Raw genomic sequence first — 17,753 nt, 5'->3', positions numbered from 1 at the left:
GTCAGGCCGCGGCGTCGCCGTCGCGGCGCGCCGACGCGCCGTCGACGAAGTCGTCGTACGACGGACCGCGGAGCAGGTCGATGGGTCGCGAGCCGTCGTTCGCGCGGCGTGCGAACCCGTCGCCGTCGAGTGGGGCGTCGGATGCCGCGAACACGACGTTGCCGAGGCTCTCTCCCGCGACGACCGCCCGCGCGGCGAGCGCGACGACCTCGAGCTCGAGGGACGCGAGCGTCGCGCCCACCTCGCGACTCATCGAGAGCGCACGCGTCGCGAGAGTGTTCACGACGATGATGCCGCCGGGCGCGAGCAGCCCGCCGAGTTCCGTGAAGAACTCCGCCGTCGACATGTGGCGCGGCGAGACGCTGCCCGAGAACACGTCGACGACGGCGATGTCGTAGCCGCCGCCCGTGCGCGTCGCGCGCTCCACCGCGGCACGTCCGTCGTCGTACTCGATCGTGAGGTCGACGTCGTCGTCGAGCGGCAGCGCGCCGAGCACGAACTCGAGCAGTTCCCGGTGGAGCTCCACGACGTGCTGCACCGACCCGGGCCGCGTGGCGCCGACGTAGCGCGGAATCGTGAGCCCGCCCGCGCCGAGGTGCAGCGCCCGGATGGGACGGCCGGGCTCGCGACATCCGTCGATCATCGACGCCACCATGCGCGTGTACTCCAACTGCAGGTCGCGCGGGTCGCGTGGATTGACGTGCGACTGGGTGACGCCCTCGATGACGAGGGAGAACCCGCCGTTCGTGCCGCGCCCCGGCAGCAGCTTCGCGCTCACGTGCTCGCCGTCGAGTTCGAGTCGCCGATCACCCATGCGTCCCACCATAGGTGGGTGGCACGCGACTGACCAGACGGCGCGTCGAGATCGGATGCCGCGGGGCGGCGTGACCCGATCCGACGCCGACTGCGCCTATGATGTGCGCCAAGGGGCCGCAGCCGATGGTGGCGGCGGCACTGCCGCGATGCCGGGGGTTGGAGGCACGGTGCAGAGAACGGTGACGGCGAACGTCGTGCAGGCCGACCCGTCCTCGAGCGGATGGGACGACCGCATCCTCGCCGCGCACACGTTGCCGCATTTCATGCAGTCCAGCACCTGGGAGCAGATCCGGTCCGAGGGTCCGTGGGCGGCGTCGCCGCGCGTCCTCGACCTCGATCGGGACCTCCCCGTGCTCGCGTTCGAACGGCACGCGGAGGGATTCGGCACGCTGCAGCACCTGCCGCGCGTGAGTGGACTCGCCCCTGCCGACGTCCCGGCGCTCACGGAGCGCATCCGCGCCGAGCGCGGCGGCGCGTTCGCGACGAAGATCGAGGTGCATCAGCCCCGGGACGACGCGCTCGTTGCGGCGTTCGAATCGAGCGGATGGCGCCCGACCCGGGCATCGCAGTACCGGCACGCGATCGTCGTCGAGACGGACGTGGGCGAGGACGAACTCCTGGCCGGCATGAAGAAGCGTGCTCGCGCCGAGATCCGCGTCGCCGAGCGGAACGGGGTCACCGCCGGCCGGGTGGAGCTCACCGAGGAGAACCGCCGGCGCATGCTCGAACTCGTCCGCGAGACCGCGGAGCGCTCGGGCGCGTTCTTCCGCGGCGCGACCTACCTCGAACGCGTGTGGACGGCGTTCGACGAACACGACCGTGGCCGGCTGTACTTCGCGTGGCACGACGGTCGCGTGGTGTCGGGCGCCTTCGTCGCCGTCTTCGGCAACTGCGCCTGGTACAAGGACGGCGGCTCGCTCCGGGACCGGCCCCAGCTCATGGCGTCGCGGTTCCTGCAGTGGGAGATCATGCGCGATCTCGCGGCATCCGGGATCGCACGATACGATCTCGGCCACGTGCCGCCGCCGTCCGAGCCGCACGCGCCCGGCCAGGGCGTGCTGACGTTCAAGAGCGCGTTCGCGCGCGACGTGCTCGAGTACATGCCCGCGTTCCACCTCTCGCACGAGGATCACGCCGAGGCGTGGCGTCGCGGTGAGAGCGAGTTCCTCGCCGCGCATCAGTCGCGAACGGGCGACTACTGGTACTGAGCGACGTCATGGCGGGACGCCGGTCGCGGAACGGTCGGTCGCCCGCGCTACAGTGAGGCCGATATGGCATCGGATGCCGCGATCCGACGACTTGGAGCACGACGATGACGACCGGCAACGCCGACTACCGCGACGCGGGCCTGGCCTTCCCCGACGACTTCCTCTTCGGCTCGGCGACCGCGGCCTACCAGATCGAGGGCGCGGTTCACGAGGACGGCCGAGGACCGTCGATCTGGGACACGTTCAGCCATACCCCCGGCAAGATCTGGAACGACGACAACGGCGACCGGGCCTGCGACCACTACCACCGGCTGGAGTCCGACCTCGACCTGATGGTCGAGCTGGGCTTGGAGGCGTACCGGTTCTCGATCGCCTGGCCGCGCATCCAGCCCACCGGTCGCGGGCCGGCGAACGAGGCCGGCCTCGCGTTCTACGAGCGCCTCGTCGACGGACTCATCGCCCGCGGCATCCGGCCGATCGCGACGCTCTACCACTGGGATCTGCCGCAGGCCCTCGAGGACGTGGGCGGTTGGGCGAACCGCGCGACCGCCGAGGCGTTCGCCGAGTACGCCCGCATCGTGGGAGCGCGCCTCGGCGACCGGGTCGCCCTCTGGACGACGCTCAACGAGCCGTGGTGCAGCGCGTACCTCGGCTACGGATCCGGCGCGCACGCCCCCGGGCTCACCGACGGCGCCACGGCGCTCGCCGCGGTGCATCACCTGAACCTCGCGCACGGCCTGGCCGTCGCGGCGCTCCGGGACGTGGTCACGAACGACCCGGGCTACTCGATCACCCTGAACCTGCACGTGATCCGCCCGTCGGGCCCCACCGGCGCCGAGGCGGCGCGGCGCATCGACGGCCTCGCGAACCGCGTCTTCCTCGGCCCGCTCCTCGAGGGCGAATACCCGGCCGACGTCATCGCCGACACGGCGGGCATCACCGACTGGTCCTTCGTGAGACCGGGCGACACCGAGCTCATCCGTCAGCCCATCGACCTGCTCGGCGTGAACTACTACTCGACCGTGACGGTCGAGATGTGGGACGGCGTGTCGCCTCGCGTGCGGGCCGACGGGCACCAGGACATGGGCGGCACGCCGTGGCCGGGGTCGGAGCACGTCGAGTTCCTCCTGCAGCCCGGACCCTACACGTCGATGGGGTGGAACATCGACCCGTCGGGACTCGAGGACCTCCTCGTCCACCTGCACGAGGCCTACCCGGGACTGCCGCTCATGGTCACCGAGAACGGCGCCGCGTTCGACGACGTCGTGACGCAGGAGGCCGACGGACCGGTCGTGCACGACCTGGATCGCATCGACTACCTGCGCCGGCACTTCACGGCGGCGCACCGGGCGATGACACGCGGCGTCGACCTGCGCGGCTACCAGGTGTGGTCGCTGCTCGACAACTTCGAATGGGGCTACGGCTACTCCAAGCGCTTCGGCATCGTGCGCGTCGACTACGACACGTTCGAGCGGCTGCCGAAGGACAGCGCGAGGTGGTACGCCGAGCTGATCCGCGCTCGGGTCATTCCGGGCTGAGCCCCTCGCGCAGCTCCCGCGCGAGGTGCGCGACCACCGCGGTCAGGTCGCCGCCCGACTCCTCCGCGACGCGCAGTTGCCGCTGGTAGCTCGCCCCGCCGTCGAGCATCGTGCGCAGCTGCTGCAACTCGGCGGCGCACCCCAGCCGGAGCGAGATCGGCACGAGCGTCGTGATGAGGTCGTGCAGGTCGTCGGCGACGAGGCGCTCGGTGCCCGCGACATCCGTGATGATCCGGGCGTCCATGCCGTAGCGGGCGGCCCGCCACTTGTTCTCGCGCACGTACCACGGCTGCAGCACGGTGAGCTTCTCGCCGTCGTCGAGGCGCGTCGACATCCACTCGACGAGGCACTGCACGAGCGCGCCGATCGCGGCGATCTCCCACGCCGTGGAGACGCCGTCGCAGACGCGCACCTCGACGGTGCCCCAGCGGGGCGACGGGCGGATGTCCCAGCGCACCTCGGTGTGGTCCTCGATGACGCCCGTGCGCACCAGGTCGTCGACGAACCGCTCGTACGCCGCCCAGTCGGGGAGGGAGTAGGGCAGGCCTGCGGTCGGCAGCTGCTGGAACATCAGCGCGCGGTTCGAGGCGTAGCCCGTCTCGACGCCCGCCCAGAACGGGCTCGACGCCGAGAGGGCCTGCAGGTGGGGCAGGTAGGCGAGCAGCCCGTCGAGGATCGGCAGCGCCTTGTCGCGCTCCTCGATGCCGACGTGCACGTGGATGCCCCAGATCATCATGTTGCGACCCCACCAGCGGGTGCGCTCGATGAGCTTGTGGTAGCGGGGCTTGTCGGTGAGGTGCTGGTCGTACCACTGGCTGAACGGATGCGAGCCGCTGCAGACGACCTCGTATTCGCCGAGCTCGTCGATCACCGAACGGACCTCCGCGAGCTGGCCCTCGAGATCGGCGACGGCGCCCGCCACACGCTCGTGCACCCCGCTCACGAGCTCGACGGTGTTCGTGAGCAGCTCGGACGTGATCGACGGATGCCGCCCGCCCTCGCTTCTGGCGTCGAGTATTTCGAGCACCCGATCGGCGATCGGCGCGAGTTCCCCGGTGGTGCGGTCGACGATCGCGACCTCCCACTCGAGTCCCACGGTGGAGCGGGCCGACCGGGCGAACTGGATCTCCATACGCGAACCCCCTCGGGACGGCGGATGCACCGGTGTCGGCCCATCTTGGCATGCGAGCCGGGCGATTATCCTTACGCCGCGATATCTGCAAGAATGGTCAGTCGAGTTCTGTACCGCCCGACCCTCTATCCGGCGCGCAGAACCCCATTGAGCTTCCGCCGAGTGTGCACCCCACGCTCACGGCTGTCAGTTCGCCAACCTCATCACATCATCAGGAGAATTGTGGCTGTCAAGATCCGTCTCAAGCGCCTCGGCAAGATCCGTGCGCCGTACTACCGCATCGTCGTCGCCGACTCGCGCACCAAGCGCGACGGTCGCGTGATCGAGGAGATCGGCAAGTACCACCCCACCCAGAACCCCTCGTTCATCGAGGTCGACTCGGACCGCGCCCAGTACTGGCTCTCCGTCGGCGCCCAGCCGACCGAGCAGGTCGCCGCGATCCTCCGCCTCACGGGTGACTGGGGCAAGTTCAAGGGTGACAAGAACGCCGCCTCGAGGGTCGAGGTCGCCGAGCCCAAGGCCGCCTTCGTCGCCGACGAGGCGAAGAAGCCGGTGCTGAAGCCCAAGGCCGAGAAGCCGGCGAAGGCCGAGGAGGCGCCCGCCGACGAGGCCGCCACGGACGAGGCCTAGGCCTTGCTCCAGTCCGCGCTCGAACACCTCGTCAAGGGGATCGTCGATCACCCTGACGACGTGAAGGTCGTCGCAGCGTCGAGCGCACGCGGCGAGGTCCTCGAGGTTCACGTGAACCCCGAGGACCTCGGTCGCGTGATCGGACGCGCCGGCCGCACCGCGAAGGCGCTCCGCACGCTCGTGACCGCACTCGCCGACGGCCGACGCGTTCGCGTCGACGTCGTCGACACCGACGACTGACGTGAGCGCCGCAGCCCGAACGCAGCTCCGGGTCGGCCGTCTCACGAAGGCCCACGGCCTCAAGGGCGCCCTCAAGCTCGAGCTGTACACCGACGACCCCGAGCGCCGCTTCGTGCCCGGGGCCGAGTTCTCGCTGCAGGTGCCCGCCGATTCGCCCTGGCACGGCAGGCACCTGCGGCTGCGCGAGCTCCGGTGGTACAACGGCCACCCCGTCGGGTTCTTCGAGGGCGTCGACGATCGCACGGCCGCCGAGAGCCTCGTCAAGGCCATCCTCTGGGTCGACCACGTCGATCAGGAGGCACCCGAACCCGACGCGTGGTACGACCACCAGCTCGTGGGGCTCACCGTGCTCCGCGACGGCGAGAAGGTCGGCGAGATCGCGCACGTCGACCACCTCCCCGCCCAGGACCTGCTGATCGTGAAGACCCGCAGCGGCGAGGTCATGGTGCCGTTCGTCGCCGCGATCGTGCCCGAGGTCGACCTCGAGGCCGGCACCGTCACCGTCACGCCCCCGGCCGGGCTCTTCGAGGAACTGCCAGACGCCGGCGCTCCCGACGCGGAGACCGACGAGCGCGACGAGTAGGCGGGCGCCATGCGGATCGACATCGTCACGATCTTCCCCGAGTTCTTCTCGGTGCTCGACATCTCCCTGCTCGGCAAGGCCCGACAGGCGGGACTCATCGAGGTGGCCACGCACGACCTGCGGGACTACACGCACGACCGGCACCGCACGGTCGACGACACCCCCTACGGCGGCGGCGCCGGCATGGTCATGAAGCCCGAGCCGTGGGGCGAGGCGCTCGACGCGATCGTCGGCGACGGGGCATCCGACGCCCTGCTCGTGGTGCCGTCGCCCGCCGGCGAACCGTTCACGCAGACCATCGCCCGCGAGCTCGCGGCCGAGGAACACCTCGTGTTCGCGTGCGGGCGTTACGAGGGCATCGACCAGCGCGTCGTCGACCACTACGCCACGCGGATGCGCGTGCGCCTCATCAGCCTCGGCGACTACGTGCTGAACGGCGGCGAGGTCGCCGCGATGGCCATGATCGAGGCCGCCGGCCGGCTCGTTCCCGGTGTCGTCGGCAACCCCGAGAGCCTCGTCGAGGAGTCGCACGAGGACGGCCTGCTCGAGTACCCCAGCTACACGAAGCCTGCCGTCTGGCGCGGACTCGAGGTGCCGCCCGTGCTGCTCTCGGGCAACCACGGGAAGGTCGCGGCCTGGCGTCGCGAACAGCAGCTCGAACGCACGGCGCGCGTGCGGCCCGAGCTGCTCGGCGACGCACCCGCCGACGCCCCCGCGTGAGACACTCTTCACCTGTCGGAAACACCCGGGTGCGGTTCGCGTAACACGCCGTGCATAGCGTCGAAACCGGCGGATGAGACCGGATACCGCCGGAAAGCGCGGGTCTGGAGATGGTCGGGTCGACTGGTACGGGCGTCCCGGAAGATCATCTCGGCGCCCATCCGCTCCGGCTCGTCGCCGTGACCCATGGGGCGCCGTCGGGTGAGAACCGAGAGGCGATCATCCGCCTCGTCGACGGCGTCGCATCCGCGCGCCCCGACCTGGACGTCTCGATCAGCTTCGTCGACGCGTCGAACGCCGACGTCGCGGCGGCGCTTGCGGCCGACGCCGAGTCCGATGCGGTCATCGTGCCGCTCGTGCTCTCGGCCGGGTTCCACGTGCGCACGGGGCTCTCGCTCGGGCTCGACCGGCTGGGCGGCGGTGCGCAACTGGCCGCGGAGCTCGGCCCCGACGATCGCATCGTCGATGTCCTCGCGAGCCGGCTTCGCCGGCTGGACCTCGCCGACGGCGACGCCGTGCTGCTCGCCGCGGCCGGATCGAACGATACGCGGGCCGTGCGCGAGTGCTTCGAGACCGCGAGGCGGCTCGCGCAGCGCCTCGGCCGCCCGGTGACCGTGGGCTTCATCGCGGCCGCGATCCCGAGGCTTCCCGACGCGATCGAGATGATCCGAGAGGTGCACCCTGGCGCGCGCGTGGTCGTCGGGTCCTACCTGCTCGCCCCCGGCACGTTCTACGACGCGGCATCCGCCGCCGGTGCCGACGCCATCGCCGAGCCGCTGCTGCTTCCCGAAGAGCCTGCCGCGCCCGAGCTCGTCGATCTCGTGCTCGAGCGCTACGACGACGCCGACGCGAAGAGCCGCGAGCGGGCTTGACGTCGGTTCGATCGCGGCGCTCGGCGCCGGTCAGGCCGTGAGGCTCGGCGTCTCGTCGGCCTCCGCTGCCCGCGCCAGGATGTCGGCGATGCGGCCGCGGCATCCGCCGCAGCCGGTGCCCGCGCGCGTATCGCGGCCGACGCCCTCGACCGTGGTGTTGCCGCACGCGGCGGACTCCTCGATGCGTCCCACCGTGACGCCGTTGCACCAGCACACGGTGGTCGCGGGCGCGAATGCGTCGGCGTCGTCGCTCGGGTCGTAGTCGGGTCCGTCGAAGCGCAGCAGGAGCGATCGATCGGCGGGCAGTTCGCCACGACGTTCGAACAGCAGCGTGAGCTCGGCGGCGGTACGCGGCATCCCGACGCTCACGAAGCCGGTGAGCGCGCCGTCCTCGGTGACCATCTTCACGTAGCGGAGATGCTCGGGGTCGGCCCACTGCGACACGCGCCGCCGCGGACGCACGACGTCGTCGTCGAACGGGTCGGCCGAGACGTCGCCGACCGCGACCACGTCAATGTGCTCGGCCTTGAGCATCACGATCGGGTCGCGTTCGGTCGGCCCCGCGGCATCCGTCGCCTCGCCGGCGGCCTCGTCCGCGAGCGCTCCGGCGAGCCAGGCGGCCTGCCGCCACCCGGGCCCGATGAGCCCCGAGGGCGCGCCGGGGAGCTCCCGCCGGCCGGCGAGCTCGGCGGTGCGCTCGACGACCTGCGCGCAGTCGCCGATGGCGTACACGTTCGGGTCGGTCCAGCTCGCGAGGCTCGAGTCGACGACGATGCCGACCGCGGTGCGGAGGCCGGCGAGCGTGGCCAGTTCGTTGCGCGGGCTCACGCCGCAGGAGAGCACGAGGAGGTCGCCCCGCAGCTGCTTGCCGTCGGCGGTGACGAGCTGGTCGAACCTGCGCGTGCCGTCGGCGTCGGTGCGGAATCCGATCGCCTCGGCCCGGCTGTGCGCGATGACGGCGATCCCGGTGCGGCGGAGTGCGGCGCGGAGCACCTGGCCGCCGCCTCGGTCGAGGTTCCGGGGCATGGGGTGCGGACCGTGGTGCACGACGCACACCTGTGCGCCCGCATGGGCGGCCGCGAGCGCGAGCTCGAGGCCGAGCACGCCCGCGCCGAGCACGATGATGCGGCGGCGACCGCGCACCGCCTCGAGCACCCGCTCGGCGTCCGCGAGGTCGCGGAGCGCGGTGACGCCCTCTGGCAGCGCGTCGTCGCGGGCGACCAGTCGGTCGGCGTACCGCTCGAGCGATGCGAGGTCGCGGCGGTGCCGCTCGACACCCTCGAGGGTCGGCACGTTGGCGCGGGCGCCGGTGGCCAGCACGAGACGGTCGTACGCCACCTGCTCGCCGGTGCTGAGCCGCACCACGCGGTGCTCGCGATCGATCGCGGTCGCGGCGACGCCGAGCAGCACGCGGGCGCCGGCGGCCTCCGCCGCCTCCCGGTCGCCGACCAGCATCGACTCCAGCTCGGTGTTGCCGACGGCGTACTCGGCCACGAGCACCCGGTTGTAGGCCTCGATGTGTTCGCCGGCGACAACCGTGAGCCTCACCGCGCCGGACCGGACCGAGGGCAGCAGTTCCTCGACGAAGCGGGCGCCGACCGGGCCGTAGCCGACGAGGACGATCCTGAGGGCAGCGCTCATGCGAGGACTCCGGTTTCCACGAGGCGCCTGGCGCGCACGACGTTGGTCTTGAATTCGGGCATCGACGAGACGGGGTCGACCGCGTCGCTCGTCAAGAGATTCGCGGCCTGCTCGTCGCCGTAGTGGAACGGCAGGAACACTGCGTCGGGCCGGATGTCGGTGGTCAGCCGCGCCAGGCAGCGCACCGTGCCCCGGCCGTTCGCGAGCTCGATGCGCTCGCCGTCGGTGATGCCGAGGCGTTGGGCGGTCGACGGATGCATCGACGCGACCGCCTCGGGCCGTGCGTCGTGGAGCTCCGGAACCCGTCGCGTCTGCGTGCCGCTCTGGTAGTGCTCGAGCAGCCGCCCGGTGACGAGCGTGAGCTCGCCGTCGGCGGGACGCGGACGCGCGGACTCCCGCGCCGACACGGCCGCGAAGCGGGCACGGCCGTCGGGATGCGCGAACCGGTCGGCGAAGAGCCGGGGCGTGCCGGCGCTGCCGCTCGGGTACGGCCAGTAGGCGGCTTCACCGCGGTCGAGCATCGCGTAGTCGATGCCCGAGTAGTCGGCGATCCCGCCCTCCGACGCGAGGCGCAGCTCCTCGAAGACCGCCTCGGGGTCGGTGCCGAACGTGGCCGTGCACTCGAGGCGCCGGGCCAGCTCGGCGAGCACCCACAGCTCGTCGCGCGCGCCGGCGGGCGGCGCGATCGCCCGGCGACGACGGATGACGCGGCCCTCGAGGTTCGTCATGGTGCCGTCCTCCTCGGCCCACTGGGTCACGGGCAGCACGACGTCGGCGAGCGCGGCCGTCTCGGATGGGAAGACGTCGCACACCACGAGCAGGTCGAGCCGCGAGAGCCCCGCGCGCACGTCGGCGACGTTGGGGGACGAGACCACGAGGTTCGAGCCGTGCACGAGCAGTGCCCGCACGCCGTCTGGCCGGCCGAGCGACTGCAGCAGTTCGACGGCGGGGACGCCCGGGCCGGGGATCTCCCCCGGGTCGACGCCCCAGACGCGGGCGACGTGCGCTCGGGCCTCGGGGTCGGTGATCCTGCGGTAGCCGGGGAGCTGGTCGCACTTCTGGCCGTGCTCGCGGCCGCCCTGGCCGTTGCCCTGCCCCGTGAGGGTGCCGTAGCCGCTGCCCGGCCGGCCCGGGAGGCCGAGGAGCAGCGCGAGGTTGATGGCCGCGGTCGCGGTGTCGGTGCCGTCGACGTGCTGCTCGACGCCGCGCCCGGTGAGGATGTAGGTGCTCTCGCCCGAGGCGAGCCGGCGCGCCAGCCGGCGCAGCGTCGGTGCAGGGACGCCCGTGACCGACTGCACGCGCTCGGGCCACCACGAGGCGACGCTCCGGCGCACCGATTCGAACCCGGTCGTGCGGGCGGCGACGTAGTCGACGTCCACGAGCCGCTCGGCGATCACGACGTGCGCGAGCCCGAGGAGGAGTGCCAGGTCGGTTCCGGGCTCGGGCTGGATGTGCAGGCCACGGCCGTCGTCGGTGAGCCGCGCGGTCGGCGTGCGTCGCGGGTCGACGACGACGAGCCCGCCGGCGGCCTGCGCGCCGGCCAGGTGCCCGATGAACGGCGGCATGGTCTCGGCGACGTTGGTGCCGAGGAGGAGGATCGTCGAGGCCCCGTCGAGGTCCTCGACGGGGAAGGGGAGTCCCCGGTCGACGCCGAACGCGCGGTTGCCCGCCGCGGCGGCCGACGACATGCAGTACCGCCCGTTGTAGTCGATGCGGCTCGTGCCGAGCGCGAGCCGCGCGAACTTGCCGAGCAGGTACGCCTTCTCGTTCGTCAGCCCGCCGCCGCCGAAGACCGCGATGGCGTCGGCGCCGTGCCGCGAGCGGATGCCGCGGAGGCGCGTCGTGACGAGGTCGAGCGCCTCATCCCAGCTCGTCTCGTGCAGTTCCCCGTCGGCGCCCCGGACCAGCGGGGCGGTGAGGCGCGACGGTGCGCGGAGCAGTTCCGCCGACGTCCAGCCCTTCGTGCACAGTCCGCCGCGATTCGTGGGGAAGTCCCGGCCGGTGACGGTCACGGGTGCGGCCGCGGCATTCGAGGCATCCGTGGGCGTCAGCGTCATCGCGCACTGGAGCGCGCAGTACGGGCAGTGCGTGTCGCTTGGGGTGCTCACTGCCGCCTCCTCTCGGACGTCGTTCGGTCGGGCGGGGGAGGGGCGCGCCGTGCCGGCGCGCCCCATCGGGTTCAGATCCGCGTGCCGGCGCGGCGTGCGCCGAACACGTAGACGATCGCGGTGAGGACGAGCATGCCCGCGTACGCCCACACGAACCAGCCGAGGCCGGTGGTGTACTCGCCGAAGGTCGTCTTCGAGAGCCCGAGCAACTGCGGGATCGCGAAGCCGCCGTACGCGCCGATGGCCGAGATGATGCCCAGCGCCGCGGCCGCCTTGCGCTGCGAGCTGATGTCGCCCGCGGTGTTGTGCGCGTCGGCGGCGCCGGCCTTCAGCGCGAACACCGTCGGGATCATGCGGTAGGTCGAGCCGTTTCCGACACCCGATGCGGTGAAGAGCACGAGGAACAGGACGAGGAACAACCAGAAGTTGCCGACCGGAAGCGTCCAGATGACCGCGAGCGCGCCGAGTGCCATCACCGCGAAGGAGAAGATGGTGATGGTCGCCCCGCCGAAGCGGTCGGAGAGCTTTCCGCCGTAGGGGCGGGCGAGCGAGCCGACCAGGGCCCCCATGAAGGCGAGCGAGATCGAGGCGGACCCGACCGCGAAGGGGGTGGAGAAGTCGGGGAACTGGTCGGCGATCAGCTTCGGGAAGACCCCGGCGAACCCGATGAACGAGCCGAAGGTGCCGATGTAGAGCACCGAGAGGATCCACAGGTGCGGCTCCTTGAGCGCGGCGAGCGACGCGGCCACGTCGGCCTTCGCGCTCCCGAGGTTGTCCATGTAGCGGTAGGCGCCGAACATCGCCAGCAGGATGAACGGGATCCAGATCCAGCCGGCGAGCGGGAGGTTGAGCGTCGCGGCGGCGCCGACGGTGATGACGATGGGCACGACGAACTGCGCCACCGAGGCGCCGAGATTGCCGCCGGCGGCGTTCAGGCCGAGCGCCCAGCCCTTCTCGCGCTGCGGGTAGAAGAACGTGATGTTCGCCATCGAGCTGGCGAAGTTGCCGCCGCCGAAGCCGGCGAGCGCCGCGATCGCGAGCATCACCGGGAACGGCGTGGCGGGGTTCGAGACCACGATGCCGAGTCCCACCGCGGGGATGAGCAGCAGCGCGGCCGAGACGATCGTCCAGTTGCGGCCGCCGAAGCGCGGCACCATGAACGTGTACGGGATCCGGAGCGTGGCGCCCACCAGGGCGGGAATGGAGATGAGCCAGAAGACCTGGCCGGTGTCGAATGCGAAGCCGGCCGCCGGCAGCGACACGACGACGATCGACCACAGTTGCCAGACGACGAAGCCGAGGAACTCGGCGAAGATCGACCAGCGGAGGTTGCGGCGCGCGATCGCGCGCCCCTCGCCCTCCCACTGCACATGATCTTCGGGATTCCAGTTGTCGATCCATCGGCCGGGCCTCGTGGCGAGTGCCGGCGCCGTCTCGACGGCGGTGGGGGCGAGGTGCGGGGGAGCGGTGCTCGTGGTGTCGGTCATCGTTGCCTCCGGGTGTCGGTCACGGGTGGAGTTCGTGGAGCCGACGCTATGCGGCCGGTGTTTCCGCGGATCGTGCCGGTCGTAAACCCTGCGTCTCCACCTGCTCACCCGGGCCCGGCGGCGGTGTGAGGTCGTGGTCAGACATCGATCCGGTAGCCGCGCTTGACGACCGTCGCGATGAGCCCGGGCACGCCGATGGTCTGCCTGAGGCGGCTGAGCGCCACCTCGAGGGCGTGCGGGTCGGTGGTGCCGGGCAGCGACGCGGCGAGCCGGTCGCGCGCGACGACCGAGCCGCGCGCCTGCACGAGGGTGCGCAGGATCGTGAGCGCAACGGGCGCGAGCGCCACCCGCCGATCGTCGATGTCGACCACGGAGCCGCGCAGCGCGAGCGGTCCGTGGCGGGTGTCGAGGCGGATGATCCGGGACTGTTCGAGGTGCTCGCACACGAGCCGGATGAGTGCGCCCATGCGATACCGCTCGGGCTGGATGGGCGCGATGCCCGCGGCGAGGAGCGGTGCGGCCGTCACGGGCCCGACGGCGGCGGCCACGACCGGGCCGCACATGGCGTCGACGAGGTCGTCGTGGCGCCCGCGGGCCTCGGCGGCGCTGAGCAGCGCGTGCACCGCCGGCGCGCTCGTGAACGTGATCGCGTCGAGTCCGCCCGAGCAGGCGGCGTCGATGAGCCGGTCGACGCGGTCGTCGGCGTCGTCAGTCTCGATCCAGCGGTACGGCTCGACGGTGAGCACGCGGTCGTGCGCGTCGTGCAGCCGATCGAGCTGCCACGGGTTCAGGAAACCGTGCAACTGCACCGCCACGGTGAGGCCGGGAGGGTACGTCGTGAGCACCTCGTCGATGAGCGACTCGGTGGTCTCCTCCGCACTCATCCCGACGTCGTTGAGCCCCGCGGCACGGATGCCTCCGCGGGCCTTCGGCCCGCGCACGAGGATCGCGGTGTCGGAGAGCGCGTCGACGAGGTCCTCGCCGAGCCCCGCGGCATCCGCGACCTCGAACCACCGGCGCACGCCGTAGGCGGTCGTCGCGAGGAGCACGTCGGGTCGCGCCTCGATGATCGCCCGCGTGTCGGCGATCACGGGGTCGTCGGAGACGGCGTTCGCCATCCGCAGCGTCGGCGCGTGCAGCACCTGGGCGCCCCGGCGCGCGAGGGCGTCGATGAGGTCGGCCGACCGTCGGTCGCTCGTGACGCCGATGCGGAAGCCCTCGAGCTGATCGGGCCGGAAGCCGGGCGGGCACTCCAGGACGTCGGTCATGGCGCCACCGCCGCGAAGCCCGCCGCTCGCGCCATGAGGTCGGCGGCGCTCGCGTCGCCGTCGTGCGCGAGCCGCACGACCTCGCCGACCACGACGACGGCGGGCGAGGAGACCCGGGCACGGCCGGCGGCGACGACGATGCCGGCGAGGTCGCCGATCGTCGTGCGCTGGCGGGCGCTGAACCCGCGCTCGACGATCGCGACGGGCATGTCGGCGCGCATGCCGTGACGGCCGAGACCCGCCACGAGCTGCGGGAGCGAGCCCATGCCCATGAGCACGACGATCGTGCCGCCGAGGCCCGCGAGGTTCGCGAGTTCGGCGTCGGTCAGCGGCGCATGGCCCGAGACGACCGTGAACAGGTGGCTGACGCCCCGGTGCGTGAGGGGGATGCCGGCCGCGCCGGGCACGGCGACGGCACTCGTGACGCCCGGGATCACCTCGACGCGCACGCCCTCGGCGTGGCAGGCGAGCACCTCCTCGCTGCCCCGGCCGAGCACGTACGGGTCACCGCCCTTCAGGCGCACGACGTGCCGGCCCTCGCGGGCGTGCGCGACGAGGAGCGTCTCGATCTCGGCCTGCGGCACGGCGTGGTGACCGGGACGCTTGCCGACGTCGACGAGCTCGGCGCCGGGCGCCAGCTCGGCGAGCCGTTCGTGCGGGGCGAGGCGGTCGTAGAGCACGACGTCGGCCTCGGCGAGCGCGCGCACGGCGGCGAGCGTGAGGAGGTCCTCACGGCCGGGGCCGCCGCCGACGAGCGTCACCCGGCCGGTCATGCGTCGGCCCCCCGGACGGGGATCGAGGGACCGGCGACGAGCACCGCCTCACCACGCGCGCGTTCGTCGGCGGTGGCCGGCCGGAACTGTCCGCGCCGGTCGGGCACCCGCGCGATCGAGGGATCGGGCACGTTCGGCGCATTCACGAACGAGCGGAAGCGGCGCAGGCGGTCGGGGTCGGCGAGCGTCGCGGCCCATTCGTCCTCGTAGGCGTCGACGTGTCGCGCGACGGCCTGCTCGAGCTCGTCGGCGAGGCCGAGCGAATCGTGCACGACGACGTCGCGCACGTGGTCGAGGCCGCCCTCGAGGTCCTCCATCCATCGGGCCGTGCGCTGCAGGCGGTCGGCGGTGCGGATGTAGTACATGAGGTAGCGGTCGATGTAGCGCAGGAGGGTCTCGTCGTCGAGGTCGCTCGCGAGCAGTTGCGCGTGCGCCGGCTGGAAGCCGCCGTTGCCGCCGACGTAGAGGTTCCAGCCGCGTTCGGTCGCGATGACGCCCACGTCCTTGCCCCGGGCCTCGGCGCACTCCCGCGCGCAGCCCGAGACGCCGAACTTCAGCTTGTGCGGCGAACGCAGGCCGCGATAGCGCAGCTCCAGCTGCACGGCCATCGCGACCGAGTCCTGCACGCCGTACCGGCACCAGGTCGAGCCGACGCAGCTCTTCACGTTGCGGAGGGCCTTGCCGTACGCCTGTCCGGATTCGAAGCCGGCGTCGACGAGCCGCTTCCAGATCTCGGGGAGCTGGTCGAGCCGGGCGCCGAACAGGTCGATGCGCTGGCCGCCCGTGATCTTCGTGTAGAGGCCGAAGTCGGTGGCGACCTGCGCGATCACCGCGAGCTTCTGCGGCGTGATCTCACCCGCGGGGATGCGGGGGACCACCGAGTACGTGCCGTCCTTCTGCATGTTCGCCATCGCCCGGTCGTTGGTGTCCTGCAGGCCGCCGCGGCCGCCGTCGAGGATGTACGAGCCGTGCTGGGTGGCCAGGATCGAGGCGACGACCGGCTTGCACACATCGCAGCCGCGGCCGGTGCCGAGGCGATCGATGATCTGGTCGAAGCTCGTCAGCTCGAGCACGCGGATCGACTCGAAGAGCTCCTGACGCGACATCCCGAAGTGCTCGCAGAGGGCGCGCGACGGCGTGACGCCCGCCTTCGTCAGTTCGGACTCGAGCAGCTTCTTCACGAGCGGCACGCACGAGCCGCACTGGGTGCCGGCGCGCGTGCACGTCTTCACCGCACCCAGCTCGGTGCAGCCCTCCTCGTGCGCGCCGTGGGGCCCGTTCACCGCGTCGCGGATCGTGCCCGCCGAGACGTTGTTGCAGGCGCACACGAGCGCGGAGGCGGGCAGCTCGTCACCGGCCGGCGCCTCCATGCCCGACGCCGAGAGGTAGGCGGCCGGTTCGCTCGACAGCTGCGTGCCGAGCAGCGGCCGCAGCGAGGCGTACGGCGACGCGTCGCCCACGAAGATGCCGCCGAGCAGTGTCTTCGCGTCGTCGGTCACGACGAGCTTCTGGTAGAGGCCGCGCGCCGGGTCGGCGTAGACGATCTCGAGGGCCTGCTCGGTGCGGGCCAGCGCGTCGCCGAAGCTTGCGACGTCGACACCCGAGAGCTTCAGCTTCGTCGCGTCGTCGACGGTCGTGAACTCGGCGGCGCCGCCGAGCAGGCGGTCGGCGACGACCTCGGCCATGGCATTGGCCGGCGCGACGAGGCCGGTGCAGCGGCCCTCGAAGCTCGCGACCTCCCCGATCGCCCAGACGTGCGGGGCGGATGCCGCGCACGACGTGTCGATCGCGACGCCGCCCCGCGGTCCCAGCTCGAGGCCGAGGCCCCGCGCCAGCTCGTCGCGCGGGGAGATGCCGATGGCGAAGACGATGAGGTCGCAGGCGATGAGGCGGCCGTTCGTGAGCTGGACGGCCACGACCGCGTCGTCCTCGACCACGACCTCGGCCGGGCGGGTGCCGAGATGGAGGCCGATGCCCTGGCCGGCGATGATGCGGCCGAGCGCGCGCCCGGCGCCCTCGTCGAGCTGCGCCGACATGAGCCAGCCGCCCGAGTGCACCACGGCGGTGTGCGCGCCGAGCTTCGCGAGCCCGCCGGCCGCCTCGAGGCCGAGGAGTCCGCCGCCCGCGACCACGACCTGCGCCGGGCGGGCGTGCCGCCGGGCGAGCTCGCGCGTCTCGGCGACGAGCGCGTCGACGTCGTCGATCGTGCGGTAGACGCGGGCGTGCTCGCGGCCGGGGATCTCGGGCACGGGCGCGCTCGAGCCGGTGGCGAGCACGAGCTCATCCCAGTGCAGCGCGCGTCCGGCCGACGTGGTCGCGACGCGGGAGACCGGGTCGACGTCGACGACGCGCTCGCCGGTGACGAGTCGGATGCGGCCGTCGTCCCACATCGACGAGGGCTGGAGGGTGAGGTCGGCCGCGGCATCCGCGAGCCTCGTGCTGAGCGCGACGCGATCGTAGGGCTCGTGCGCCTCCTCGCCCACCACGGTGACCCGCAGCCGGCGTTCGGTGTCGCGGGCGTGCAGGCTGTCGGCGAGTCGGTGCGCCGCGGGCCCGCCGCCGACGATGACGACGTCGCGCACGCCGGACGCGGCGTGGGTGGTCTCGGTCATGGCTGCCTCCGGTGACTCGGTTGCAGGCGAGCGTAGGACCGGGCCGTTTCCGCCCTGTTACGGCGACGTAACCTCGTGCGCCCTCGACCGCACGCCTGCCTGCGACCGATGTGAGGGCGGTTTCA

15 protein-coding genes are annotated in these 17,753 nt (G+C 72.2%); 7 read left to right on the top strand and 8 right to left on the bottom strand.

The genetic code is table 11. From position 1 onward, the window contains the following. Position 1: 1 nt before the first annotated feature. On the bottom strand, positions 2-814 hold the full coding sequence (locus EZM51_RS16590; protein ID WP_169053951.1) for a fused MFS/spermidine synthase: 813 nt from the start codon (positions 812-814) through the stop codon (positions 2-4). Positions 815-983: 169 nt separating this feature from the next. On the opposite strand from EZM51_RS16590, the gene EZM51_RS16585 reads away from it, so the two are divergent. Both EZM51_RS16585 and EZM51_RS16580 read left to right on the top strand, forming a co-directional pair. Continuing rightward, complete coding sequence (locus EZM51_RS16585; RefSeq protein ID WP_169053950.1) at positions 984-2,024, top strand: peptidoglycan bridge formation glycyltransferase FemA/FemB family protein; 1,041 nt, start codon at positions 984-986, stop codon at positions 2,022-2,024. A gap of 104 nt (positions 2,025-2,128) precedes the next feature. Further along, positions 2,129-3,562 (top strand): GH1 family beta-glucosidase, encoded by a 1,434-nt coding sequence (locus EZM51_RS16580; protein WP_136709418.1) that lies wholly within the window; start codon positions 2,129-2,131, stop codon positions 3,560-3,562. Here the strand turns inward: EZM51_RS16580 and EZM51_RS16575 are convergent. Then, the gene (locus EZM51_RS16575; RefSeq protein WP_136709417.1) at positions 3,549-4,694 is read right to left on the bottom strand and encodes a glutamate--cysteine ligase; all 1,146 of its coding nucleotides are present in this window, start codon (positions 4,692-4,694) and stop codon (positions 3,549-3,551) included. The two genes, EZM51_RS16580 and EZM51_RS16575, sit on opposite strands and share 14 nt — an antisense overlap. A 222-nt stretch (positions 4,695-4,916) precedes the next feature. Between EZM51_RS16575 and rpsP the strand changes: the two genes are divergently transcribed. The 5 genes from rpsP to EZM51_RS16550 all read left to right on the top strand — a co-directional run bounded on the left by rpsP (position 4,917) and on the right by EZM51_RS16550 (position 7,739). Next, positions 4,917-5,324 carry a 30S ribosomal protein S16 gene (gene rpsP / locus EZM51_RS16570; protein ID WP_136709416.1) on the top strand — a complete coding sequence of 136 codons (408 nt, stop codon included), beginning with the start codon at positions 4,917-4,919 and terminating at the stop codon, positions 5,322-5,324. Between the two features lie 3 nt (positions 5,325-5,327). Beyond that, complete coding sequence (locus tag EZM51_RS16565) at positions 5,328-5,564, top strand: RNA-binding protein (protein WP_136709415.1); 237 nt, start codon at positions 5,328-5,330, stop codon at positions 5,562-5,564. Position 5,565: 1 nt separating this feature from the next. Beyond that, on the top strand, positions 5,566-6,147 hold the full coding sequence (rimM, locus tag EZM51_RS16560; RefSeq protein WP_136709414.1) for a ribosome maturation factor RimM: 582 nt from the start codon (positions 5,566-5,568) through the stop codon (positions 6,145-6,147). A gap of 9 nt (positions 6,148-6,156) precedes the next feature. After that, on the top strand, positions 6,157-6,867 hold the full coding sequence (gene trmD, locus EZM51_RS16555) for a tRNA (guanosine(37)-N1)-methyltransferase TrmD (RefSeq protein ID WP_136709413.1): 711 nt from the start codon (positions 6,157-6,159) through the stop codon (positions 6,865-6,867). Positions 6,868-7,046: 179 nt separating this feature from the next. After that, positions 7,047-7,739 (top strand): CbiX/SirB N-terminal domain-containing protein, encoded by a 693-nt coding sequence (locus EZM51_RS16550; protein ID WP_248305713.1) that lies wholly within the window; start codon positions 7,047-7,049, stop codon positions 7,737-7,739. Positions 7,740-7,769: 30 nt separating this feature from the next. On the opposite strand, the gene EZM51_RS16545 is transcribed toward EZM51_RS16550, so the two are convergent. From EZM51_RS16545 to nirB, 6 genes are all read right to left on the bottom strand, one after another. Beyond that, positions 7,770-9,380, bottom strand: a complete 1,611-nt coding sequence (locus EZM51_RS16545) for an FAD-dependent oxidoreductase (RefSeq protein WP_136709411.1) — start codon at positions 9,378-9,380, stop codon at positions 7,770-7,772. Continuing rightward, entirely contained in the window at positions 9,377-11,488 is a 2,112-nt protein-coding gene (locus EZM51_RS16540; RefSeq protein ID WP_136709410.1) for a molybdopterin oxidoreductase family protein, read from the bottom strand. Before EZM51_RS16540 ends, EZM51_RS16545 begins: the two co-directional genes overlap by 4 nt. Before the next feature lie 71 nt (positions 11,489-11,559). Further along, positions 11,560-12,975: an MFS transporter gene (locus EZM51_RS16535; protein WP_136709409.1), complete on the bottom strand. Its 1,416-nt coding sequence runs from the start codon at positions 12,973-12,975 to the stop codon at positions 11,560-11,562. A 137-nt stretch (positions 12,976-13,112) separates the two neighbouring features. After that, the gene (locus tag EZM51_RS16530) at positions 13,113-14,243 is read right to left on the bottom strand and encodes a uroporphyrinogen-III synthase (RefSeq protein ID WP_136709408.1); all 1,131 of its coding nucleotides are present in this window, start codon (positions 14,241-14,243) and stop codon (positions 13,113-13,115) included. Beyond that, positions 14,240-15,016 (bottom strand): uroporphyrinogen-III C-methyltransferase, encoded by a 777-nt coding sequence (gene cobA / locus EZM51_RS16525; RefSeq protein ID WP_136709407.1) that lies wholly within the window; start codon positions 15,014-15,016, stop codon positions 14,240-14,242. The genes EZM51_RS16530 and cobA overlap by 4 nt, the downstream gene beginning before the upstream one ends. Further along, a complete protein-coding gene (gene nirB / locus EZM51_RS16520) occupies positions 15,013-17,628 on the bottom strand; it encodes a nitrite reductase large subunit NirB (protein ID WP_136709406.1) in 2,616 nt (871 codons plus the stop codon). The genes cobA and nirB overlap by 4 nt, the downstream gene beginning before the upstream one ends. Between the last annotated feature and the right edge of the window lie 125 nt (positions 17,629-17,753).

Origin of the sequence: Agromyces sp. H66 (genome assembly GCF_004959775.1) — a bacterium.
Classification (GTDB): Bacteria; Actinomycetota; Actinomycetes; order Actinomycetales; family Microbacteriaceae; genus Agromyces.
The sequence above is the reverse complement of the archived record's forward strand: the minus strand, read 5'-3'. Positions and strand labels throughout refer to the sequence as shown.